At 53.9% G+C, this 21,579-nt stretch carries 16 protein-coding genes; 15 read left to right on the top strand and 1 reads right to left on the bottom strand.

The annotated features are described in order from the left end of the window. Positions 1–3,955, bottom strand: a 3,955-nt coding sequence (locus tag FBQ85_03350) for a PAS domain S-box protein (protein ID MDL1874194.1), incomplete at its 3' end; no start/stop codon positions are given. Positions 3,956–4,361: 406 nt separating this feature from the next. Between FBQ85_03350 and FBQ85_03345 the strand changes: the two genes are divergently transcribed. From FBQ85_03345 to FBQ85_03275, 15 genes are all read left to right on the top strand, one after another. Further along, positions 4,362–5,837 (top strand): PAS domain S-box protein, encoded by a 1,476-nt coding sequence (locus FBQ85_03345; protein ID MDL1874193.1) that lies wholly within the window; start codon positions 4,362–4,364, stop codon positions 5,835–5,837. Between the two features lie 25 nt (positions 5,838–5,862). Next, the gene (locus FBQ85_03340) at positions 5,863–7,206 is read left to right on the top strand and encodes a sigma-54-dependent Fis family transcriptional regulator (GenBank protein MDL1874192.1); all 1,344 of its coding nucleotides are present in this window, start codon (positions 5,863–5,865) and stop codon (positions 7,204–7,206) included. Positions 7,207–7,418: 212 nt separating this feature from the next. After that, positions 7,419–8,840, top strand: coding sequence for a response regulator (locus tag FBQ85_03335; protein ID MDL1874191.1), 1,422 nt, complete (start codon positions 7,419–7,421; stop codon positions 8,838–8,840). 34 nt (positions 8,841–8,874) lie between these two features. Further along, on the top strand, positions 8,875–9,429 hold the full coding sequence (locus FBQ85_03330; protein MDL1874190.1) for a c-type cytochrome: 555 nt from the start codon (positions 8,875–8,877) through the stop codon (positions 9,427–9,429). Between the two features lie 18 nt (positions 9,430–9,447). Further along, positions 9,448–10,578, top strand: a complete 1,131-nt coding sequence (locus FBQ85_03325; GenBank protein MDL1874189.1) for a sulfite reductase subunit A — start codon at positions 9,448–9,450, stop codon at positions 10,576–10,578. Between the two features lie 193 nt (positions 10,579–10,771). Next, the gene (locus FBQ85_03320) at positions 10,772–11,248 is read left to right on the top strand and encodes a cyclic nucleotide-binding domain-containing protein (GenBank protein ID MDL1874188.1); all 477 of its coding nucleotides are present in this window, start codon (positions 10,772–10,774) and stop codon (positions 11,246–11,248) included. Positions 11,249–11,548: 300 nt separating this feature from the next. Continuing rightward, positions 11,549–12,379 carry a Ni/Fe hydrogenase subunit gamma gene (locus tag FBQ85_03315; GenBank protein ID MDL1874187.1) on the top strand — a complete coding sequence of 277 codons (831 nt, stop codon included), beginning with the start codon at positions 11,549–11,551 and terminating at the stop codon, positions 12,377–12,379. A 3-nt stretch (positions 12,380–12,382) separates the two neighbouring features. Further along, entirely contained in the window at positions 12,383–13,219 is an 837-nt protein-coding gene (locus FBQ85_03310) for an oxidoreductase (GenBank protein ID MDL1874186.1), read from the top strand. Between the two features lie 15 nt (positions 13,220–13,234). Further along, positions 13,235–14,536: a Ni/Fe hydrogenase subunit alpha gene (locus FBQ85_03305; GenBank protein ID MDL1874185.1), complete on the top strand. Its 1,302-nt coding sequence runs from the start codon at positions 13,235–13,237 to the stop codon at positions 14,534–14,536. Between the two features lie 170 nt (positions 14,537–14,706). Further along, entirely contained in the window at positions 14,707–15,195 is a 489-nt protein-coding gene (locus tag FBQ85_03300) for a hydrogenase maturation protease (protein ID MDL1874184.1), read from the top strand. After that, complete coding sequence (locus tag FBQ85_03295) at positions 15,188–15,457, top strand: hydrogenase maturation nickel metallochaperone HypA (protein MDL1874183.1); 270 nt, start codon at positions 15,188–15,190, stop codon at positions 15,455–15,457. Before FBQ85_03300 ends, FBQ85_03295 begins: the two co-directional genes overlap by 8 nt. 369 nt (positions 15,458–15,826) lie before the next feature. Continuing rightward, a complete protein-coding gene (locus tag FBQ85_03290) occupies positions 15,827–16,099 on the top strand; it encodes a HypC/HybG/HupF family hydrogenase formation chaperone (GenBank protein MDL1874182.1) in 273 nt (90 codons plus the stop codon). A gap of 198 nt (positions 16,100–16,297) precedes the next feature. Continuing rightward, complete coding sequence (gene hypD, locus FBQ85_03285) at positions 16,298–17,389, top strand: hydrogenase formation protein HypD (GenBank protein ID MDL1874181.1); 1,092 nt, start codon at positions 16,298–16,300, stop codon at positions 17,387–17,389. Positions 17,390–17,689: 300 nt separating this feature from the next. Beyond that, positions 17,690–18,751, top strand: a complete 1,062-nt coding sequence (gene hypE, locus FBQ85_03280) for a hydrogenase expression/formation protein HypE (protein ID MDL1874180.1) — start codon at positions 17,690–17,692, stop codon at positions 18,749–18,751. A 228-nt stretch (positions 18,752–18,979) separates the two neighbouring features. After that, positions 18,980–21,496, top strand: a complete 2,517-nt coding sequence (locus FBQ85_03275) for a GNAT family N-acetyltransferase (GenBank protein ID MDL1874179.1) — start codon at positions 18,980–18,982, stop codon at positions 21,494–21,496. The last annotated feature ends 83 nt before the right edge of the window (positions 21,497–21,579 follow it).

Raw genomic sequence — 21,579 nt, 5'->3', positions numbered from 1 at the left:
GGTGCGGCACGGCGCGGGCCGTCTCGCCGACCCAGAGTATGCTTCCGTCTTTGCGAATTTTGCGCAATTCCCAATAATGCGCCTGTGAGGGCGTTTGCAGGCAAAGCTGCAACTGCCGTAAGACGGTGGCATGATCTTCCGGCAGAAAGATTTTGAGCACGGATTGTCTCAGCAGCTCGGCGGCGGTGTAACCGAGCTGCCCGGCTCCGAAACGATTGACGGAAAGAACCGCGCCGCCGGCATCAAGGGTAAAATACATGGAGGGATTGTCATCGTGCAAAACACGGTAGCGTTCTTCCGAAGTGCGCACCTGCTGGTGCAAGCGGGCATTGCCGAGCGCAAGCACCGCCTGGCTGGCAAATGCCACCAGCAACTCGAGATCGTCTTCCTGGAATGCCTCGCGCGTTGTCGCATCCAGGCTGATGACGCCGAGCATCTCGCCGCGCAAAATCATGGGTGCGACGATGGCGCTGCGTAGCGCGCGTATTTCTGCGATGTCGCCCTCGTAGCGAATTTCCTCCTCGGCATTCGTATCCGGCACGATCAGGGGCTGGCGCAGCCGGGCGGCGCGACTCGAATAGCCTTTATCACGGGAAAAAACGATTTGGGCAACTCGTGGATCGTCATAGCCCCAGGCATTCTTCAGTTGCAACGCCTGTTTCTCTTCATCCCATAGCAGAATCGCGCCTTTTTCAGCGGCGGGGATGGCTGCTTGTGCCGCTTGCAAAATTCCGGTCAGCAGGCAGTCAATATCGAGTGTGCTCAACAAGACTTTGTTGGCCTGCACCAGCGCAGCTTGCGTGCGGGCGTAGCGGGCTTGCTGTTCTTCGGCCTGCTTGCGTGTGGTGATATCATAGTAACCGATGAGCAACGAGGGCTCGCCGTCGAAGATGAGCTTTTCACACGAAAGCATTATCCACAAGACAGCGCCATCCGGTTTTCTTAGCTTCAATTCGCGATTGTGTACGGCGCCCGTGTTGTGAATCTCTTCAAGGAGGGCGGCGCGCTCGGCCGGGTTGTCATAGAAATCCAGAGCGCAGCGGCTGATCAGCTCGCGGTTCGACACGCCCAGAATCTGTTCAATATGATGATTTGCGAAGAGGATCACGCCGTCGCGGATGCGCGTCATGGCTAGCGCAATCGGGGAAGCCTCTGCGATCAGGCGGAAATACTCGAACTCCCGCATTGTCTTCTCCGCTTGTTTGCGCGCCGTGATGTCACGCACGATGGCCAGGGTTTCGTTTTTCTCGAAAGCCACGATATAAGCTTCGAACTGGCGTGTTTTTTGGGCCACGGCCAGCTCGTATTCGAATGTTTGTATTTGTTTGGTGTGTTGCGCCGCCGCGATGAAATGTTTAATGCGGCGGGCCAGCGGCGCGGGCAAAACCTCGTCAACATTCTTACCGAGAAATTCTTGCGGCGGCACGAGCGGCTCCGTGCTGTGGCCCGGAAAATATTCCAAAAACTTTCCCGCCGGACCCAGCCGGAAAATGGCATCCGGCAAAGCTTGCAGAATGGCCTTGTTTCTCGCGTCGCTCAAGCGAAGCTGTTTGGTGCGCTTCGCAATCAATTTTTCGAGGCGGACTTGCCGGACCTGCAAATAGCGCAAGCGCCAGCGATAGCCTTGATAGATGGTGAATCCCAACATGAAGACGCACAGCGCGGCAAACCACCGGGTTTGATAAAAGCGCGGCGCGAGTGAAAAGGCGGCGCTAGCGCCGATTTCATTCCAAACGTTGTTTTCATTGCACGCGATCACCCGAAAACGATAATGGTTGGGTGAGAGATTCGTATAGTAAGCGATTCGCCGCGCGCCGGCGTCGATCCAGCCGGCATCATACCCCTCCAGTTTGTATTTGAAACGCACTTTTTCCGGCGAGCGCAAGCTGGCCGCCGTGTAACGAAATGTCAGGTTTTTTTTGCCGGGGGGAATGACGTTGTTTCGGCGCCACTCGAACTTCACGGTGTCCACCCAAATCTCTTCGAGGTGAACCGGCGGCGGCAAAGTGTTGACGACTTGCTGTTCCGGATTGACAGTTGCCACGCCCTGCACCATCGGAAACCACAGTTCTCCGGCTGAGTTTTTCCAGGCCTTGGGAAAACCCCAAGAGTTACCCTCTTTCGTTTTTAATCCCTCGCTTTTGCCATATGCCGTGCAGACCAGTTTGTTGATTCGAGCGGCATCATAATCGCTGAAGTCCTGCTTGTGTATCCGCCAGATGCCCTGATCACTGCTCATCCACAAGTAACCATCGCCATCTTCCAAAATCGACCAGACATAATTATCAAAGAGGCCGTCACGCGTGGTGTATGCTTTGAAGACGCCGTTTTGGAAGCGATACAGGCCGTTGCCTGCGGTGCCGAGCCAGAGTGTGCCATCCTGTTCTTCATGACAACATTTTGTGGATATGCTGGTTAAGCTCTCATGTGCAACGGAGTTGATGATGCCCTCTCGCGGTCCCTGCAGCAGCATCCCACCTCGACCAATCCAAAAATTGTCTGCACGATCGTGGTGAAACCAGAAAACCGCAGCGCCGTTGTTGAGATCCGGGCGCCAGGTTGTGAAGGTGCCGCTGTCATAGGTGAAAATTTCGCCGTATCCCGTGCCGATCCAGAGCAGGCCGCGACGATCTTTGTAGAGGGTTTGAATGCCGGCAAGCCGGGGTTGAGGAATTTTCAGGAATTTGCCGTCCTCATAGCGCGCCAAACCGGCGCTGGTGCCGGCCCAAATCGTGCCGGCATCGTCTTGCGCCACCGAGTATACCACATTTGAAGGCAAGCCCTCCGCTGTGGTATAATTGGCGATGGTGCCATTCGTCATGCGGCTCAGACCCTCCGGCGTACCAATCCACATGACGCCGTTGCGATCTTGATAAATACAATTTGCCCCCAAGGGCGAAACCCCGGTGGAACTGTCCCATGTCGTTATTTGTCCGTTTTTGAAGCGATAGAGCCGGGTATAACTGCCAACCCAAAGATTGCCCTCGCGATCTTCGAAAATCGTGCGCAAGCGAACGTCGGGCAGCGCGTTATAACCGTCGATTTCCTCCCCCAACCGTTTTCGGCTTAAGCCGTTTGCTGTTGCCAACCAGAGTGTGCCGGCGCGATCTTCATAAGTATCCCAAATGCGAAAATGCGCAAGCCCGGAGGCGGTGGTGAAATGTTCGAATTGGCCGTCACGATAGCGCAGTAAACCGTCATCGTGTGTGCCCACCCAGATATTGCCAAAGCGATCATGCGTCAAACTCAGTATGCGCCCTTTCAGCAGAGTGTCTATCTGGACAAATTTCTGGCTCGCATCCCGGCTGAACCGGAGCAGCCCTGCCAACCCTGCCAGCAAGAGATTCCCGGCCTGGTCAGGCATAATAGCTTTTGAGTGAATTTGTGTGATGCCAGTGGGATCCGGAAAGGAAACAATTTTATTCTCCTGCCACTGATGTAACCCCCCCGCGGCATGAAACCAAATGCTCCCGTCACGACCTTCACACAGCGATGCGACATCGTTGCTCGCCAAGCCCTCTGTCGAGGTCCAGGCGGAAAATTGGCCATCTTTGAAACGAATTAATCCACCCTCCATCGCAGCAATCCAAAGGCTGCCGCCTGAGCTTACCAGCAATTCCCGCAGGATGTTGCTTTTGAAAACCGGCGTGTTTTCAAAATTGTAAACGGTGAAACGTACGCCGTCAAAACGCAGCAAGCCGCCGTCCGTCACAAGCCAAAGATATCCATCCGGCGTTTGCGCAATGTCGATGATGTTGCCATAGGGCAAGCCTTCTTCATTGCCCCAAATATCAAGAACGTACTGGCTGATTCTTTTGTTGGGGTCGAGCGAAGGCAACATTTGATCGCTAGTGGATTGAGGTGCGGAAATCGCGGGGAATGCCAGATGGAAAACGACAAGCCAGGATAGTGTTCGGCAGGAAGATAGCATTGCAGTGCTCCCGGAGGGGATCATGAAATTGGGTGATCCAAAGCCATAGCGATGCAGCAAGAACTTCAGTCAATAACCGTTCCGCGCGAGCGGGAGTTTGAAGTTTGTTTATACTTCATAAGCCATGAAAATGCAGAAATTTGGGTTGGGCTGGAACAACCGCCTGCCTAAATTTTGGGTTTAGAGATTCACTCTGCCTGCCTTGTCAAGCGCTCAGGCCAGCGGCTCGCCAAACCAGGACAATTGCAGTTGCAACATGGCCCCGGAAAGCGAAAAACGATTGCGCTCCCCGGTTTGGGTCATGCACTTTCATCCCGCCCCAGGGCCGTTTTATCGCTTAAATATTTCTTGTGATTTGACGAATTTGTTTTTACTCTATTCGACAAAATTCTGCGACCAAACAAGTTCGATTTGTTTTCTCTGATTTATTATGGCTGCTTTGTCAAAAAAAGCTTTACTGGAACAGCGTTTAAATCTTTTTCATAGCGCCTTTTTATATTCGACCGATGCCATTCTCTTGACGGATTTGCAGGGCAATATCATTGAAGCGAATCAAGCGTTTTCCAATCTTTTTGGGTGGACGCACGAGGAGGCGGTCGGCCAAAACACGCGGATTTTGCGTTCCGCCAAAACCACAAATGAACAGTACAAGCGCATGTGGGAAGGCGTCAACAGCAAAGGCCGTTGGGTCGGCGAGATTATCAACAAGCACAAGGACGGCCATGAAATTCCGGTATTGCTCTCGATTACGCCGATTTATCGCGACGGCGCGAAAATCGGCTACATGGGCGTTGAAATCGACCTGACGGAAAAGAAGAAAATCGAGGCCCGGCTTCTTCAGGAAAAAGAGTTTTCCGAATCCGTCATTGAAACGGCAAATTGTTTGATCGTGAGTTTGAACCTCGAGGGCAAGCTGACGCTGTTCAACAAGAAATGCGAAGAAGTGACCGGCTATGCCAAGCATGAGGTGATCGGCAAAAACTGGTTTGACATGTTTCTGCCGGAAGAAGCGCGCGTGGAAGTCAACGATGTGTTCAGCGCCATTGTCGAGGGGCGATTGCCCTCGCGCTTTGAGAATCATATTTTGACGAAACGCGGCGACGAACGCTTGATCGCGTGGTCGAACACGGTGATTCGCGATGAGGCCCGTAATATCTCCGGCGCGCTGGCCATCGGCATTGATATCACCGATCAAAAGCGGCTGGAGAAGCAGGTTCTGCAAACGGAGCGCCTGGCGACCATCGGCAAAATGGCGGCAAAAGTCGCGCACGAAATCCGGAATCCGCTGTCCTCGATCAGTTTGAATGCGGAGATGCTGGAGGATGAGATCAGCGCTTATGATCAAGTGAATACTGATGAAGCGCGGGCTTTGCTGCGCGCCATCATCGCGGAAATCGACCGCATGACGGCTTTGACGGAGGAGTATTTGCAGTTTTCGCGGCTGCCGGAATCTCTGCTTGTGCCGGGCAATCTGCCGCGTATGATCGAAGAAACGCTCGAATTCTTGCGTCATGAGTTGCGGCAAAAACGCATTGAAATGGAGTGCCAGCTTCCAGAGGTGTTGGGGGAAATTCGATTTGACCGCGTGCAAATGCGGCGCGCCCTGTTGAATTTGATCCGGAATGCGGTCGAGGCCATGCCCAAGGGCGGAAAGCTGCGCTTGTGGGTGGAGAAACGAAACGAAGAGGCTGTTATTCATATTGAAGATACCGGCATCGGCATTCCGTCTGAAGTGATCGGCAAAATATTCGAGCCTTTTTTTACGACAAAGGAAGTCGGCACCGGGTTGGGATTGGCGATCGTAGAGCAGATTATCCACGATCACGGCGGGCAGGTTATATGCCATAGCAAAGTTGGACACGGAACGACGTTCTCGATCATTCTTCCATTGGACGAAACTAAGTGAGGGACACAACGTGCAGGAAAAATCGATTCTCATCGTAGATGATGAAGAAAGTGTGCGCGAATCACTGGAAAAAGTTTTGAAAAAGGCGGGTTATCTGACCCGGACCGCAAGTTCCGGAGAGGAGGCCATGCAACTCATGTCACAAGCCGCTGCGGATTTGGTCTTGACAGATTTGCGCATGCCGGAAGGCGACGGCATCACGTTGCTCAAAAACCTCAAGAAGAAACACCCGGATTGTGAAGTGATTTTGTTGACGGGCTACGGCACCATCGAAACTGCGGTGGAGGCCGTTAAAGAAGGCGCCTATGATTTCATCACCAAGCCCCCGAAAAAGGCGGTGATACTCAGCACAGTGGAACGCGCCATCGAACGGCAAAATTTGGCGCAGGAAAACAAATACCTGAAGGCGCAATTGGGCAAGGCCGAGTTTTTTGAGGAAATCATCGGCAAAAGCCCGGCGTTCACCAATGTGCTGGAGATGGTCGAGCGCGTCGCGCCGCTGGTGTCCACCGTTCTGATCACGGGCGAGAGCGGCACCGGCAAAGAGCTGATTGCGCGTGCGATTCATCGCCGGAGTTTGCGCGCCAAGAGCAGATTCATTCCGGTCAACAGCGCCGCCATTCCGGAGAATTTGATTGAAAGCGAGTTGTTCGGGCACGTTAAAGGCGCGTTTACCGGCGCGATGCGTGATAAGCAAGGTTTGTTCAAAGTGGCTGACGGCGGCACGCTTTTCCTCGACGAAATTTCAAGCGTGCCGATGAATTTGCAGGCCAAGCTGTTGCGCGCGATCGAGCAGAAAGAAATCCTGCCGGTGGGCAGCACGCGGCCCGAGATCATTGACGTGCGCATCATTGCTGCGACCAACAAAGACCTGGTCGAGCAAGTGTCACAGGGCCATTTTCGCGAGGATTTATATTATCGCCTCAACGTCGTCGGCATCAATATCCCACCGTTGCGCGAGCGCATGGAGGATATTCCCGAGCTGGTCGAGCATTTTATCAAAATTTATAACACACAGTTGAACAAACAAATTCATGGCGCGGATGAAGTGGTGTTGGAGGCTTTCAGAAGTTACGAATGGAAGGGCAATGTGCGGGAATTGGAAAATGTCGTGGAGCGCGCCATGATCATGTGCGACAGCAATGTGCTGCAGCTTGCGCATGTCCCGCCGATTTTCTCGAGCAAAACTGCTGCGGAGGAAATCGAAGGCGGCTTGAAAGGCTCGGTGCGGAAGTTCGAACGCGACGCCATTTTGAAAGCCTTGCAGACGGCCGGCCAGGATAAAAGCAAAGCTGCCGGCATACTCGGCATGAGCCTGTCGACACTTTACCGCAAAATGACAGAGCTGGCCATTCCGAGCAAGGAGTGAAGCCGCAGCGGGCCGGGCGCCGGGGGGGAATTTTCGTATGTTGCCGGCTCACAATCTTGTGATTTTTGCTCAATAACCCCGCGGCGTTCGCCTTCTCAAAAATAAGAAACCCCAAGAATGTTTTACCGACCCTAAGAAAATGGCGGCGCAAAAAGCATAAATTTTATAAAAATCTTCTTTGCTCCATCGCTTTTTTTTACAGCCGTTTGTGTATGCACAAACGGCTTTTTTGTTTTGGGAGGATTAAGGGTATGCTTTTTGAAATCGTTATGGAAGGAACCAGTTCAGGAGGTCACGACGTGTCCGTCATCAATGAGCAGCGCATTTTGATCGTGGACGATGATCGCGAATTTCGGCGCTCGTTAACCAAAATTTTTGAAAAAGCCGGGTTTCAGGTGAATGCGGCTTCCACGGGCAATCAAGCCGGCGCGCTGCTCGGCAAGAATGTGTATGACCTGATCATTTTGGATTGGAAATTGCCCGGGAAATCCGGCCTCGATTGTCTGCGTGAAATTAAGCGAAAATGCCCGCGTTCAAAAGTGATCGTTGTCACCGTGAACAGCGACGCCGCCAGTTACGAACTGGCCATGGCCGCCGGCGCGTTTGACTATCTTTGCAAACCCGTCAAGCGCCAGACGATTTTTGCGTCAGCGCGGCGCGCGATGAAATATTCCCAGCAAGAGTTGAATGCCAACATAAGGAGACAAGAGATGTTAGCCATAAAAAGAATTTTATTCCCCACGGACTTTTCGCGCTGCGCCGATCAGGCGCTCAATCACGCGTTGTATTTGGCGCGGCAGTATCGCGCCGATCTGCATATTCTGCATGTGATGGTGCCGCTGGAATACGACGCCAACAATCCTTCGCACCAGTTTCCGGATATGGAAGCCGTGCAAACGCGGCTGAACGACATGGCTTCCGCGCGCATGAACGCGGCGCTGAGCGCGCGCGCGGTTTCCGATTTGCGCATCTCACAAGCGCAATTGCAGGGCATCTCCATCGCCCCGACGATTTTGGAGTATGCCGATGATCACAGCATTGATTTGATCGTCATGGGCACGCACGGCCGCCGCGGCTTGAAGCATCTTTTTTTGGGCAGCGTCACCGAAGAAGTGGTGCGGCTGGCGCCCTGCCCGGTACTCACTATCCGCGAGCGTAAGGAGCCTGTGGCGGTGGAAGCGATCAAATCGATCTTGGTGCCGATCGATTTTTCCGAGCATTCCCGCGATGCGCTCATTTATGCTAAACAGTTTGCCGCCGCGTATGGCGCGCATATGCACTTGCTGCACGTGATCGAAACCAATGCCGTGCCGCCGTTCTATGTCGGCTTGAATGTCACCGGCTTCGACTCCGTGGCCGACATCAAAGCGCGCACGGAGACCGCGCTGCAGCAGCTTTTGGCGGAAACGGCCGGCCCCAATGTCGCCTCCACGTTGCATATTCTGGAAGGCTATCCCGCGCATGACATCGTTCATTTTGCGGAAAAACATGACATGGATTATATCGTTATTGCAACACATGGGTTAACCGGTTTTAAACATCTCTTGCTCGGCAGCGTGGCGGAAAAGGTCGTTCGGCGTGCGCCTTGCCCGGTGTTTACCGTGAAGGCGTTTGGCAAATCTCTGATCGAATGACCTTCATTCACCTCTTCAGAGAAAGGAGACAGATATGCGATTTTTAAAAGTTGTAATCGTGTCGAGTTGGGCGCTAATGCTGTGGCTCGGCGCCGGCTGCAAATCAGGAGACGATCATCTGCCCTCACCGGGCTATCTGGCGGAACAAGTCGCCCTGGGCGAACAAATTTTTCTTAGAGAAGATTGCAGCGCATGTCATAGCATTGCGCATGGCGGAGAAGAGTTCCAAGGCGGCGAGCTTTCCGCATTGATGCTGGCAATGGATACGCTTTATGTAAAGAAACATTTGCAAACGCTGGAAGATTCGACCCTGATGCCGCCGATTGCGCTGACGCCGCAAGAGATTAGCGCCGTGACCCAGTATATTGCTTCGCTGCACGGCAAGGCCAACACCCCGGTGAATCTCAAGAATCTGGATGACATTTGTCCGGTGTGCGGCGCGCCGTTGAGTACGACAGTTGCGCGGAAAACCAATTTGTGGGCGCAATACGGGGACAAGACTTTTTATTTTGAATGCCCGGATTGCAGAACCGCTTTTTTACGCGACCCGAAGCGATTCTCCAAAAGCGGCTATTTGAAGACGAAGTAAATCCTCGCTGAAGGTGTTATGAAAATCATTGAACGAAACGCCCTGGATGCTCTGTTCGAGGCTCTGCAGCGCCGCGGCTTTCAAGAAATTATTGGGCCACGCGTGCGCGACGGCGCGATTGTCTACGATTCGTTGCGCTCGAGCCGGGATTTGCCGCAGGGTGTAACGGATGAGCAGAAGAAAGGCGCTTACCGCTTGCAGAAACGCGCGGATCCAGCATTGTTTGGTTACGTCGTCGGCCCGCACTCGTGGAAACGATTCCTGCACCCGCCCACGTTGCGGCTCTGGCAGGCGCAACGCACCAGCGAGGGCTTCAACATTGCGCCGGAATCGGACGAGGTTCCGCTGCGCGCCTTTCTCGGCGTGCGCGCCTGCGAGTTGCACGCGCTCGCCATTCAAGACAAAATCTTTATGGGCGGCAGTTATGTTGATCCGGCCTATCGCACGCGCCGCGAAAAGATTTTCATCATCGCGGTCAATTGCGGGCAGGCGGGTGGAAATTGTTTTTGTGCGTCGATGAACACCGGGCCGCGAGCAACGGGTGGCTTCGATCTCGCGCTCACCGAAGTGGTGGAAGGCAAACGGCATTATTTCATCGTCGAAACCGGTTCGGAGCGCGGCGCCGGGATCGTTCAGGAAATTCCGCATCAAGAGGCGAGCGCGGAAGATCTCGCGAAGATCGATGAAGTTGTCGCGCGCGCCGCGCAGCAAATGAAGCCCAAGTTGAATACGGAGGGCATTAAAGAATTGCTGTACCGCAATACCGACAATCCGCGCTGGGAAGAAGTGGCCGGACGCTGCTTGAGCTGCGCCAACTGCACGATGGTTTGCCCAACCTGTTTTTGCGCCACGGTTGAGGATGTGACGGACTTGACTGGTGAACATGCGGAGCGCTGGCGCAAGTGGGATTCCTGTTTCACTATGGATTTTTCCTACATTCACGGCGGCAGTGTGCGCCCTTCGGTCAAAGCGCGTTATCGCCAATGGCTAACCCACAAGCTCGCCTCCTGGATTGATCAATTCGGCGTCTCCGGCTGCGTCGGGTGCGGTCGCTGCATCACCTGGTGCCCGGTGGGAATCGATCTCACCGAAGAAGTGCAAGCCATGCGAGAAAATGAATCGTCCAACAAAGCCGGTAAACCGAGATGAGATGCGACGCTTGCACTCACGATTTGAGCAAATCATGCTGGAAAGAAATAAAACGGTTTGAGCGGAACAATTGGCCGTTATAAAATCAAACCGCGCGGCGCACTCAATCAGCCGGGCGCGGCGCTTACCCTAAAAGTGACAGGGCGGGTTCATTAGATTTTTCGTTACAAAGCGTTTGCCAAGGAGAAACCAGATGGAAACACTCGAACCGATTTTAGCCGAACATCCGTTCGTGAAGGGGCTCGCGCCTCACTACATTCAGCTTATCGTTGGCTGCGCTTCCAACGTGCGCTTTGAAGCCGGACAATTTTTGTTTCATGAAGACGAAGAAGCCAACACGTTTTACATCATCCGGCATGGCAAAGTCGCGGTGGATATTTTTGCGGCTGAGCGCGGCCCTATTACCATTCAAACGATTGGCGACGGCGAAGTGCTGGGCTGGTCCTGGCTCATTCCGCCTTACCAGTGGCATTTCGATGCGCGTGCGGTGGAGCTGACGCGGGCCATCGCGCTTGACGCCAAATGCCTGCGCACCAAATGCGAGGAAGATCATCATCTGGGATATGAGCTTTTAAAGCGATTCTCGCACATTATCGAGCAACGGCTGGAAGCCACACGTTTGCAATTGCTGGATATTTACGGCGCGAATCATTCGCAGTCATCGCGATGACGGAATTGTTTTTGTGGCCGATCACTTGTTTACAGCGTTTTGCATTTGGATGAACAGAGTTTGTAGTCCCCGCCCCTTGTGGGCGGCTGTTGAAGCCATGAAATTCGCGGTTGCAACAATGCCCCGCAAGGGGGCAGGGCTACGAATCCTGTACACGCATTTAAAAAACGCTGTAGATCAAAGCATTCTATCCCTGGCCACCGGAGCGCGGCAACAAAGTCTTGCAACAACTGACTAGACGCTGGCGGCCGCCAGGCCGGGGGGTGAAGCAGTTCAGAATAATTTGCATGCGGCATCATTATGACACCTGATCCCATGTTACCGGCATCGTTTCGTGTGCAGCGTGTGCAGCAGAATACGTATGACACGTTTACACTCGAACTCAGCCCGGCAAACGGCGCCGGTGAGTTTGCTTTTGCCGCCGGCCAATTCAACATGCTCTACGTTTTTGGCGTCGGCGAAGTGCCAATTTCCATTTGCGGAGATCCCGGCAAGCCGGAAAAGCTGGTGCATACCACGCGCGCCGTCGGCACTGTGACCAAAGCCATGCGCAAATTGAAACGCGGCAGCGTCCTGGGCGTGCGCGGGCCGTTTGGCACGCACTGGCCGGTGCAAGAAGCCCTGGGCAATGATGTGGTGATTGTGGCGGGCGGCATTGGGCTGGCGCCCTTGCGGCCGGCGTTGTATGCCGTGCTCAGGCAGCGTGAAAAATACGGCAAAGTGGTTTTGCTCTACGGCACCCGCAGTCCGGAAGATATTTTATATCGGCGTGAATTGGAGAACTGGCGTGCACGTCTCGATCTCGATGTTTATGTCACCGTCGATCGCGCAGCCGGCGCGTGGCGCGGCAATGTCGGCGTCGTCACCACCCTTGTTCCCAAAGCGCCCTTCGATCCCGCCAATACCGTTGCCATGGTGTGCGGCCCGGAGATTATGATGCGCTTCACCGTGCTCGAGCTGCAAAAACGCGGCATCCGCGCGGATAATATTTTTCTTTCCATGGAGCGCAACATGAAATGCGCCATTGGATTGTGCGGACATTGCCAGTTTGGGCACACGTTTATTTGCAAAGATGGGCCGGTGTTCCGGTACGATCAGCTCCGGGAACTGCTGGCCAAGCGGGAAATTTGAACTATGCAACGTAAAACAAAAAACCTCAGCCGAAAAACGCGGACAAGATCCGCCTCAACAAAAAACGGCAAACCCAAAGTCGCGGTGTGGAAATTCGCCTCGTGTGACGGCTGTCAATTGAGTTTGTTGGATTGTGAAGACGAGTTGTTGGCCGTGGCCGACGCCGTGGAGATTGCCAACTTTCCCGAAGCGACGCGCGCATTTGTGAAAGGCCCCTATGATCTTTCGCTGGTGGAGGGCTCGATCACGACGCCGCACGACGCCGAGCGCATTCATCAAGTGCGCCGGGTTTCGAAATTTTTGGTGACGATCGGCGCGTGCGCCACCGCCGGCGGCATTCAAGCATTGCGCAATTTCAAGGAGGTGAAGGAATTCATCTCCATCGTTTATGCTACACCGGCTTACATTTCAACCTTGAATAAATCCACGCCGATTGCGGATCATGTCTTCGTTGATTTCGAGCTGCGCGGCTGCCCGATCAACAAAATGCAATTGGTGGAAGTGATCAGCGCCTTTTTGCACGGCCGCAAGCCGAATACGCCGCAGCACAGTGTGTGTCAGGAGTGCAAGCTGCGCGGCATGACTTGCGTGATGGTTGCGCACGGCACGCCATGCCTCGGCCCGGTGACGCATGCCGGCTGCGGCGCGATTTGCCCGGCCTATGATCGCGGCTGCTACGGTTGCTTCGGGCCGAAGGAAACGCCCAACACCGCTTCCTTGAGCGAATGGTGGAGCCGTCTGGGCGTTTCGGGAGATAATCTGGTACGCGCCTTTCGCGGATTCAACGCCTACGCCGAGGCGTTCCGCAAGGAAAGCGAAGCGCACGAAACGCGTTTGTGAGCGAGGCACGAAACCATGAAAACCAAAACCATCAAAGTGGATTACCTCGCCCGGGTCGAAGGCGAAGGCGCGTTGTACGTCAAGATCAAAGAGAACGCGGTCACTGAAGCGAAATTGAAAATTTTCGAGCCGCCGCGTTTCTTCGAAGCGTTCTTGCGCGGCCGCGATTTCAGTGAAGCGCCGGACATCACGGCACGCATCTGCGGCATATGCCCGATCGCGTACCAAATGAGCGCTGTACATGCGATGGAAGACGCCTTTGGCGTAAAAGTCGAAGGGCAGTTGCGCGCGTTGCGCCGGCTGATCTATTGCGGGGAATGGATCGAAAGCCACACGTTGCACGTTTACATGCTGCACGCGCCGGATTTTCTCGGTTATGATGACGCCATTCAAATGGCGAAAGATTATCCCGAAGTCGTGCAACGCGGCCTGCAGCTTAAAAAAATCGGCAACGAGATCGTTACGCTTGTGGGCGGCCGTGAAATTCATCCCATCAACATACGCGTCGGCGGATTTTATAAAGCGCCGGATAAGCAAGATTTGCTGCAGCTCGCCGAGCGCCTGAAATGGGCGCGCGACGCGGCGCTTGCAACCGTGCGCTGGGTCGCAAAGCTGCCCTTCCCTGAGTTTGATCAGGATTATGAATTCGTCAGCCTCCGGCATCCGGAAGAATATCCCTTTAATGAAGGCCGGATCGTTTCAAACAAAGGACTGGATATTGCCGTGCGCGAGTATGAATCGCATTTTGCCGAAGAGCATGTGCAACACTCCAATGCGCTGCATTCCGTGCTCAAGGCGCGCGGCGCCTATTTTGTCGGGCCAATGGCGCGTTATAATTTGAATTTCGACCGCCTTTCGCCGCTCGCGCAAGAGTCCGCACACGAAGCCGGCATTGGCTCGGAATGCCGCAATCCGTTTCAAAGCATTATCGTGCGCAGCGTTGAAATTGTGTATGCTTGTGACGAAGCGCTCCGCATTATCGCGGCATATGAACCTCCCGCGCAGCCGTTCATCGAAATGACGCCCAGGGCTGCGGTGGGACATGGCTGCACGGAAGCGCCGCGCGGCATTTTGTATCATCGCTACCGTCTTGACGAACACGGCGCGATTCTCGACGCCAAGATTGTTCCGCCGACCTCACAAAATCAAAAGACGATTGAAAACGATCTCCGCAATTATGTGCCCAAATTTTTGCATCTCCCGCAAGAAAAACTCACGTGGCAATGCGAACAGGCAATTCGTAACTATGACCCGTGCATCTCATGCGCCACACATTTTTTGAAGTTGAATATTGAGCGTGAGGCGGAAGATAAATAGGATCGACGATTAAATAACTTTCCCTATCTCCGACCGCGAATTGACGCAAATCATCGCGAATTAAAGAGCATTAGCGGCCATTCGCGTTGATTAGCGGTTTAAAGAAAATGAGTAAGTTATTTGAATGACGATCTTCGTACGAACTCGTTCTCCAGCCGCATAAACCACAGATGAAAACGAACGCAACAACCACTCTCGTGATTGGCGTCGGCAATGAGTATCGCGGCGACGACGGCGTTGGCCTCGTCATCGCGCGGCGGCTGCAAGGGCAACTGCCGGAAAGCGTTGGCATTCTGACGCTCAGCGGCGAGGGCGCGGCATTGATGGAAGCCTGGAAAGGCGCGGAACATGTGATCATCGTCGATGCGGTACACTCCGGCGCTGCGCCGGGAACGGTTTTTCGTTTGGATGCCGGTAAACAACCCATGCCCAGCAGTTTTTTTCATTATTCCACGCACGCGTTCAGCGTCGCAGAAGCGGTGGAACTCGCCCGGGCGTTACAGCAGCTTCCTGAAAATCTTGTCGTCTATGGCATTGAAGGAAAAACGTTCGAAGCCGGCGCAAGACTTTCACCGGAAATCGAAAAAGCAGCGCAGACAGTTGCTGCACAAATTCAATCTGATTTACGATTCATACCGAGGACAATAAATCATGCATGAATTCTCTTTGATGGCAGATTTGATGCGCAAAATCGAATCCGTGGCGCGCGTGCCGCATGCCCGCAGAGTGCTGGGCGTTAAAGTCAAATTGGGCGCGTTGTCGCATATGTCCCCCGATCATTTCCGTGAACATTTTGTGCACGCCTCGCGCGGCACGATTGCCGAAAACGCGCATCTCGACATCGAAGTCTCAAACGATTTCACGGATTCCCACGCACAAGAGATCATTCTCGAAAGTGTGGAAGTGGATGAGTTTGATTGAGGACGGTTAGGCGCGTATGCGCTAGATCGTGCGCAGCGCCGAGCGTGCGCTTTTGCCTGTTTCTTGCCGGCGCTGCCCATCGCTGATGCCGGCGGGAAGATGGATAATTGGCGCGAAATTAACCCTTTCCCCAACTGCACAAATTGCGGTTACCATCGACTCTTTGCCGTTGCCACGGGCGGCAGGTATAAGACGTAGCTCCCTCCGGCCTTTGATGATCCAGCATATTTGCCTTAGGTGTTGCGCCTGATTTGCATTCCGGTTATCTTGCTTCTAAACTTGCATGCGAATTGCTAATTCTGCGCTGCTGAATCCGAACGGCTTTCACCTTTGTGAATTCGATCAAAACAAAGCGCAAGGAGTATTAAGATGTGCCTCGCAGTGCCGGGAAAAATCATGAGTATTAACGGCGACGAGCCGCTGCTGCGCACGGGGAAAGTGAATTTTGGCGGCATTCTGAAAGAAGTGAACCTCGCGTATACGCCGGAAGCCAGAGTCGGCGACTATGTCATCGTACATGTTGGCTTCGCAATTAATACGTTAGATGAAGGTGAAGCGAGGCGCGTCTTTGATTATCTCAAAGAAATGGATGAGCTAAAAGAGTTGGAGGAGGCGGATGACCCGGCGCGCCGGTCAACGTAAGGCATTTTTTTATCGTAAGCGCTGCTCCGATTTTCAGACAAGTTGAAAATTGAAGCTCATCGAGCAGCTCTGTGAGCCTCGCCCACAAAAGTTGAATTCCCACCAAAAAAAGCAAAGGCCTTTTCCGTGGGATTTCATTTCCGTGAGCGAGACACTTTCAGAATTCTATTCCAACGTTGAGAAGTCAATCGTCTATTAATGAAATATATCGACGAATATCGCGATGCCAAAGCCGCCCGGCGTTATGCCGATTTAATCGCGCGCCTGGTCACCAAGCCGTGGACCATCATGGAAGTGTGCGGCGGGCAAACCCATGCCATCGTCAAATTCGGCATTGATGAATTGCTGCCCAAAACGATCACGTTGGTGCACGGTCCGGGCTGCCCGGTGTGCGTCACCTCGTTGGAATTAATTGATAAAGCCATTGCCATTGCCTCCCGGCCTGAGGTGGTGTTTTGTTCTTTTGGTGATATGTTGCGCGTTCCCGGCTCCGAAAAAGATTTGCTCAGCGTCAAAGCAGCCGGCGGCGATGTTCGCATCGTCTATTCGCCGCTCGATGCGCTCAAACTCGCGCGCGCAAATCCGGATCGGCAGGTGGTGTTTTTTGCGGTGGGCTTCGAAACCACCGCGCCGGCTAATGCCATGGCGATTTATCAAGCGGCGGAGCAAAATGTCACGAATTTTTCCGTTTTAGTTTCGCATGTGTTGGTGCCGCCGGCCATGGAGGCTATTCTCGCCTCGCCGCATAATCGTGTACAAGGTTTTTTGGCGGCCGGACATGTTTGCACGGTGATGGGTTACGAAGCGTATTATCCGCTTGCTGCCAAATATCATGTTCCGATCGTCGTCACCGGTTTCGAGCCGGTGGATATTCTGCAAGGCGTGTATCTCTGTATCAAACAATTGGAAGAGGGCCGCGCCGAAGTTGAGAATCAATATACGCGCGCGGTGCAGCGCGCCGGCAATCAACCGGCGCAACAGCTCATGCGTGAAGTCTTTTGCGTCGTTCCGCGCAAATGGCGCGGCGTGGGCGAGATTCCTCAAAGCGGTTTGGGTTTGCGCGAGGCTTATGCGGCCTTCGATGCCGAAAAGCGCTTTGAGGTGACAAATTCTGCACGCGAAGAATCATCGGAGTGTCTCAGCGGTTTGGTGTTGCAGGGCGTGAAGAAGCCGCATGAATGCCCGGCGTTCGGCGTGCGCTGCACACCGGAGCGCCCGCTGGGCGCGACCATGGTTTCGTCGGAAGGCGCGTGCGCGGCATACTATCGTTATAGAAAAGTAAAAACGTAATTTAAATCTGTTATCCCCGTGCACTTACGTTCTACCCTGATTTGCAGACAAGCTGCAAATCAAAGCGCCTGCTAAGCAGCAGATGACTGTTCGGCGAAACTCGGTGACCATTGGCGATAAAGTTTTTCCACCGAAATGCGCCGAAGTCATCGAGCACCGCCCCAAAAACTCTGGCAGGATGATTTATTGGCAGAACGACTTTGAATCGTTCTGCCAATAAATTATTCTGCGACAAACTTTCAGAATTTTATTCTAACTTTGAGCGCCTTATCGCCTTACCTGTTTACGCACTGAAAATTTATGCAGCAAAAAGTGAATGTCGAATTCGGGCTTTCCTGCCCGATTCCAATCCATGATTATCCGAGCGTTCTGCTCGCGCACGGCGGCGGGGGCAGACTCATGCACCAGCTTATTGAGAAGATGTTCGTGCCTGCATTCAACAATACATTGCTAGAATCACGGCACGATGGTGCGGTATTCAATTTGGAAGGCCGAAAGCTTGCCTTCACGACGGATTCCTTTGTCGTGCATCCGCTTTTTTTCCCGGGAGGAGATATTGGAACGTTGTCGATTTACGGCACCGTGAATGATCTTGCCATGTGCGGCGCGCAGCCATTGTATCTCAGCGCAGGATTCATTCTCGAAGAAGGCTTGCCGATGGAGACGCTCTGGCGCGTCGTGCAATCCCTGCAACGCGCGGCAACACATGCGAATGTTCAGCTTGTAACCGGCGATACCAAAGTCGTCGATCGCGGCAAGGGCGATGGCATTTTTATCAACACCGCCGGCATTGGCGTTATTACACATGATCTTGTTATTTCTCCAGCGAGCGTCAAGCCGGGCGATCTCGTTCTTGTGAACGGAGATCTCGGCCGGCACGGCATCGCGATCATGGCAATGCGGGAAGGCTTGGCGTTCGAGAGCGAGATTGAGAGTGACTGCGCGCCGCTGGCGGATTTGGTGCAAACGTTGCTTGCCGCAAATATTGAAATTCATTGCCTCCGCGATCTCACCCGCGGCGGCCTGGCCAGCGCCTTAAACGAGATTGCCGAAACCGCGCGTGTGCAAATCAATCTTGAGGAAAAAAACATTCCCGTGCGCGAAGACGTGCAAGGCGCATGCGAAATCCTTGGCCTGGATCCGCTTTATATCGCCAACGAAGGCCGTTTCATCGCCTTTGTGCCGCCGGCGGAGGTCGAACGGGCGCTGCGCGTGATGCGCGCCCATCCGCTGGGTGAAGGCGCCCGCATCATTGGCGAGGTGAAGAAAGAATCATCTGGATTGGTAACCATGACGAGCGTCATTGGCGCAAACCGCATCGTTGATGTGTTGAGCGGCGAGCAGTTGCCCCGCATTTGTTGATTGTTGAGACTAAAGCGGATTTTTAGACAAGCTGAAAACCGCAGCCCTAAGAGCGGCTCCAACGGATAGATTAACGCCAACTGATAGAGCTTTTTGTCTTTTCATCGGGTTTTATCCTGTTCTTTTTAGCTATTTTCCTTTAATCATGTCATCCCTTCGGGATTCTCGGTTCGGAAAATCCCGAAGGGATGACATGATTATAGTCATTTCAATTCTGCGGCAAATCTTATGAACAATGTTCTCAATCATGTGCGAGACGCCACGCGCGACATTCTGCGCAATCAACGACAATCGTTGGATGCGATTTTTTCTCCACAACGCATAGCTGTGATTGGCGCGACGGAAAGGGCGGGCAGTGTGGGACAGGCTGTGCTCGCGAATCTCATGAATAACCACTTTGGCGGCGCCGTTTTTCCCATCAATCCCAACCGCGAGAGTGTGCTGGGACTCTCAGCTTATCCGCGCGTGACGGAGGCGCCCGGCCCGATTGACCTTGCGATTATTGCAACGCCGGCGCCAACCGTGCCTAGCCTTGTTGGGGATTGCGCTGCTGCGGGAGTGCGAGCGGCAATTATTCTTTCCGCGGACTTTCAACGGCGCACAGATGATGCGACGGCGTTGGAGCAGGAGGTGCTGGCGCAAGCGCGTCGCGGCAGAATGCGGATCATCGGGCCGAATTCCGTCGGCGTGATGCGCCCTCATACCAAGCTTAACGCGACCTATGCGCGCGCGATGGCACAGCCCGGGCATGTTGGTTTTATCAGTCAAAGCGGCGCACTCGGCGCGGCCATTTTAGATTGGAGCATGCGCGTGCAGGCGGGCTTCAGCGCTTTCATCTCGGTGGGCGCGATGCTTGATGTTGGTTGGGGTGATTTAATCTATTATCTCGGCGACGATCCGCGCACCAAAAGCATTATTTTGTATATGGAAACGATTGGCGACGCGGCCTCGTTTCTCTCTGCTGCGCGTGAAGTCGCGCTCACTAAGCCGATCATCGTGCTGAAAGCGCGGCATGCCCCGGCTGCAAGTTTTGCTAACTCACAAGTTGCAGATTCAAGTAACAGCGAAGAAGTATTTGATGCCGCGATTCGACGTTGTGGCGTGCTGCGCGTCAACACCATTGCCGAGTTATTTTATATGGCAGAAGTGCTCGACAAGCAGCCGCGTCCGAAAGGCCCGGCGTTAACGATTCTGACCAATGCCGGCGGCCCGGGATTGCTCGCTGCAGATGCGGTGCAGGCAAATGGCGGTAAATTGGCGCCGCTTTCTGCAGAGGCGAAAGAACAACTTGATCAACTCTTGCCGGCAAATTGGAGTCACGGCAACCCGATAGACATTTTGGGTGATGCGGAACCGGAACGCTATGCGCAAGCCATGACGATTGCAGCCCAAAATGCGAATAGCAACGGCCTGCTCGTCATTCTGACGCCGTTGGCGCTGGCCGATCCCACCCTCACCGCCGAATTGGTGATTGCCCATGCGCAAAATTTAAATACGCCTCTGTTGGCGAGCTGGATGGGCGGCGCCGACGTTGCCGCCGGCCAGGCGCTGCTCAACCGCGCCGGCATTCCCGCTTTTCCGTTTCCCGATACGGCGGCGCGGATGTTTGCCTACATGTGGCAGTATACTGAAAATCTGCGCGGCTTGTATGAAACCCCGATGTTGCCGGCGGATTTTGCCGAGGCGAGCATTGATCAAAAAAAGGCGGGTGACATTATTCAACTCGCGCGCCAAGAAAATCGAACTCAGTTGACTGGAACCGAAGCACGGAATTTGCTTGCGACTTATGACATTCCTGTTTTGTCGCCGGTGATTGAGGCGCAGGGTTATGAATTATTTGCTGGTAGCAGCATCAATCCGCAATTTGGGCCGGTGCTGGCTTTTGGCGCCGGTGGAAAGCTCGGGGAGGCCATACATGATCGCAGCTTTGCTCTGCCGCCGCTCACCACGACTTTGGCGCGCCGCATGATGGAGAAAACCCGCATTTATCCCGCGCTGCGAGCGAAACACGAACTTGCGCCGGCAGATTTTGCTGCGCTCGAACAAATGCTGGTTCGTTTGAGCTGGCTGGTGGTGGAACAGCGTTGGATTAATGAGATTGAGTGCAGTTCCGTTATCTTTTCTAAAGAAACTTTGGGTGTGCGTGCCGCACGCGTGAAGTTGCATGAAACGACTTTACCGGAAGAACATTTGCCGAAGCCTGCCATCCGGCCTTATCCGCGGCAGTACGTTTCAACGTGGACATTGCGCAATGGCGCGCCGGTTACCATTCGCCCGATTCGGCCGGAAGACGAGCCGCTGATGGTTCAATTTCATCAAAAACTTTCCGAGCGCACCGTTTATTTGCGTTATTTTCATTTGATCACTCTCAATCAACGCATTGCGCACGAACGTTTGACGCGCATCTGTTTTATCGATTACGATCGCGAGATGGTTTTGGTGGTGGAACGGACTCCTGCCGCTGGCGCCGAGCGCGAGATTATCGGAGTCGGCCGCTTGAGCAAATCCCACGGCGCGAACGAAGCCGAATTCGCGGCGCTGGTCAGCGATACGTATCAAGGGCAGGGCTTGGGCAGTGCGTTGATGCGGCGGTTGATTGATATCGGCCGCGCGGAAAAGTTCGATCGTATCTCGGCCGATATTCTTCCCGACAACGACGGCATGCAGCGTGTTTGCAAAAAACTCGGCATGCAGCTTCGCTTCGATCAAGATGAGGGCGTAATCAAAGCAACGATGGATTTATAAACAAAACCTTTCACCTCCTCGCATCCTCAAACGGCAATCTTTGCAACAGCAGCGCCCACATCATCGCCTCGGCAAGTGATTGA

This window comes from Cytophagia bacterium CHB2, assembly GCA_030263535.1.
Taxonomy (GTDB): domain Bacteria; phylum Zhuqueibacterota; class Zhuqueibacteria; order Zhuqueibacterales; family Zhuqueibacteraceae; genus Coneutiohabitans.
The sequence above is the reverse complement of the archived record's forward strand: the minus strand, read 5'-3'. Positions and strand labels throughout refer to the sequence as shown.

What these genes read in the sequence shown, in the direction of transcription:
- FBQ85_03345 (MDL1874193.1), top strand. Translation starts at nt 4,362, where the DNA reads ATGGCTGCTTTGTCAAAAAAAGCTTTACTGGAACAGCGTTTAAATCTT.
- FBQ85_03335 (MDL1874191.1), top strand. Translation starts at nt 7,419, where the DNA reads ATGCACAAACGGCTTTTTTGTTTTGGGAGGATTAAGGGTATGCTTTTT.
- FBQ85_03330 (MDL1874190.1), top strand. Translation starts at nt 8,875, where the DNA reads ATGCGATTTTTAAAAGTTGTAATCGTGTCGAGTTGGGCGCTAATGCTG.
- FBQ85_03325 (MDL1874189.1), top strand. Translation starts at nt 9,448, where the DNA reads ATGAAAATCATTGAACGAAACGCCCTGGATGCTCTGTTCGAGGCTCTG.
- FBQ85_03320 (MDL1874188.1), top strand. Translation starts at nt 10,772, where the DNA reads ATGGAAACACTCGAACCGATTTTAGCCGAACATCCGTTCGTGAAGGGG.
- FBQ85_03315 (MDL1874187.1), top strand. Translation starts at nt 11,549, where the DNA reads ATGACACCTGATCCCATGTTACCGGCATCGTTTCGTGTGCAGCGTGTG.
- FBQ85_03310 (MDL1874186.1), top strand. Translation starts at nt 12,383, where the DNA reads ATGCAACGTAAAACAAAAAACCTCAGCCGAAAAACGCGGACAAGATCC.
- FBQ85_03305 (MDL1874185.1), top strand. Translation starts at nt 13,235, where the DNA reads ATGAAAACCAAAACCATCAAAGTGGATTACCTCGCCCGGGTCGAAGGC.
- FBQ85_03300 (MDL1874184.1), top strand. Translation starts at nt 14,707, where the DNA reads ATGAAAACGAACGCAACAACCACTCTCGTGATTGGCGTCGGCAATGAG.
- FBQ85_03295 (MDL1874183.1), top strand. Translation starts at nt 15,188, where the DNA reads ATGCATGAATTCTCTTTGATGGCAGATTTGATGCGCAAAATCGAATCC.
- FBQ85_03290 (MDL1874182.1), top strand. Translation starts at nt 15,827, where the DNA reads ATGTGCCTCGCAGTGCCGGGAAAAATCATGAGTATTAACGGCGACGAG.
- hypD (MDL1874181.1), top strand. Translation starts at nt 16,298, where the DNA reads ATGAAATATATCGACGAATATCGCGATGCCAAAGCCGCCCGGCGTTAT.
- hypE (MDL1874180.1), top strand. Translation starts at nt 17,690, where the DNA reads ATGCAGCAAAAAGTGAATGTCGAATTCGGGCTTTCCTGCCCGATTCCA.
- FBQ85_03275 (MDL1874179.1), top strand. Translation starts at nt 18,980, where the DNA reads ATGAACAATGTTCTCAATCATGTGCGAGACGCCACGCGCGACATTCTG.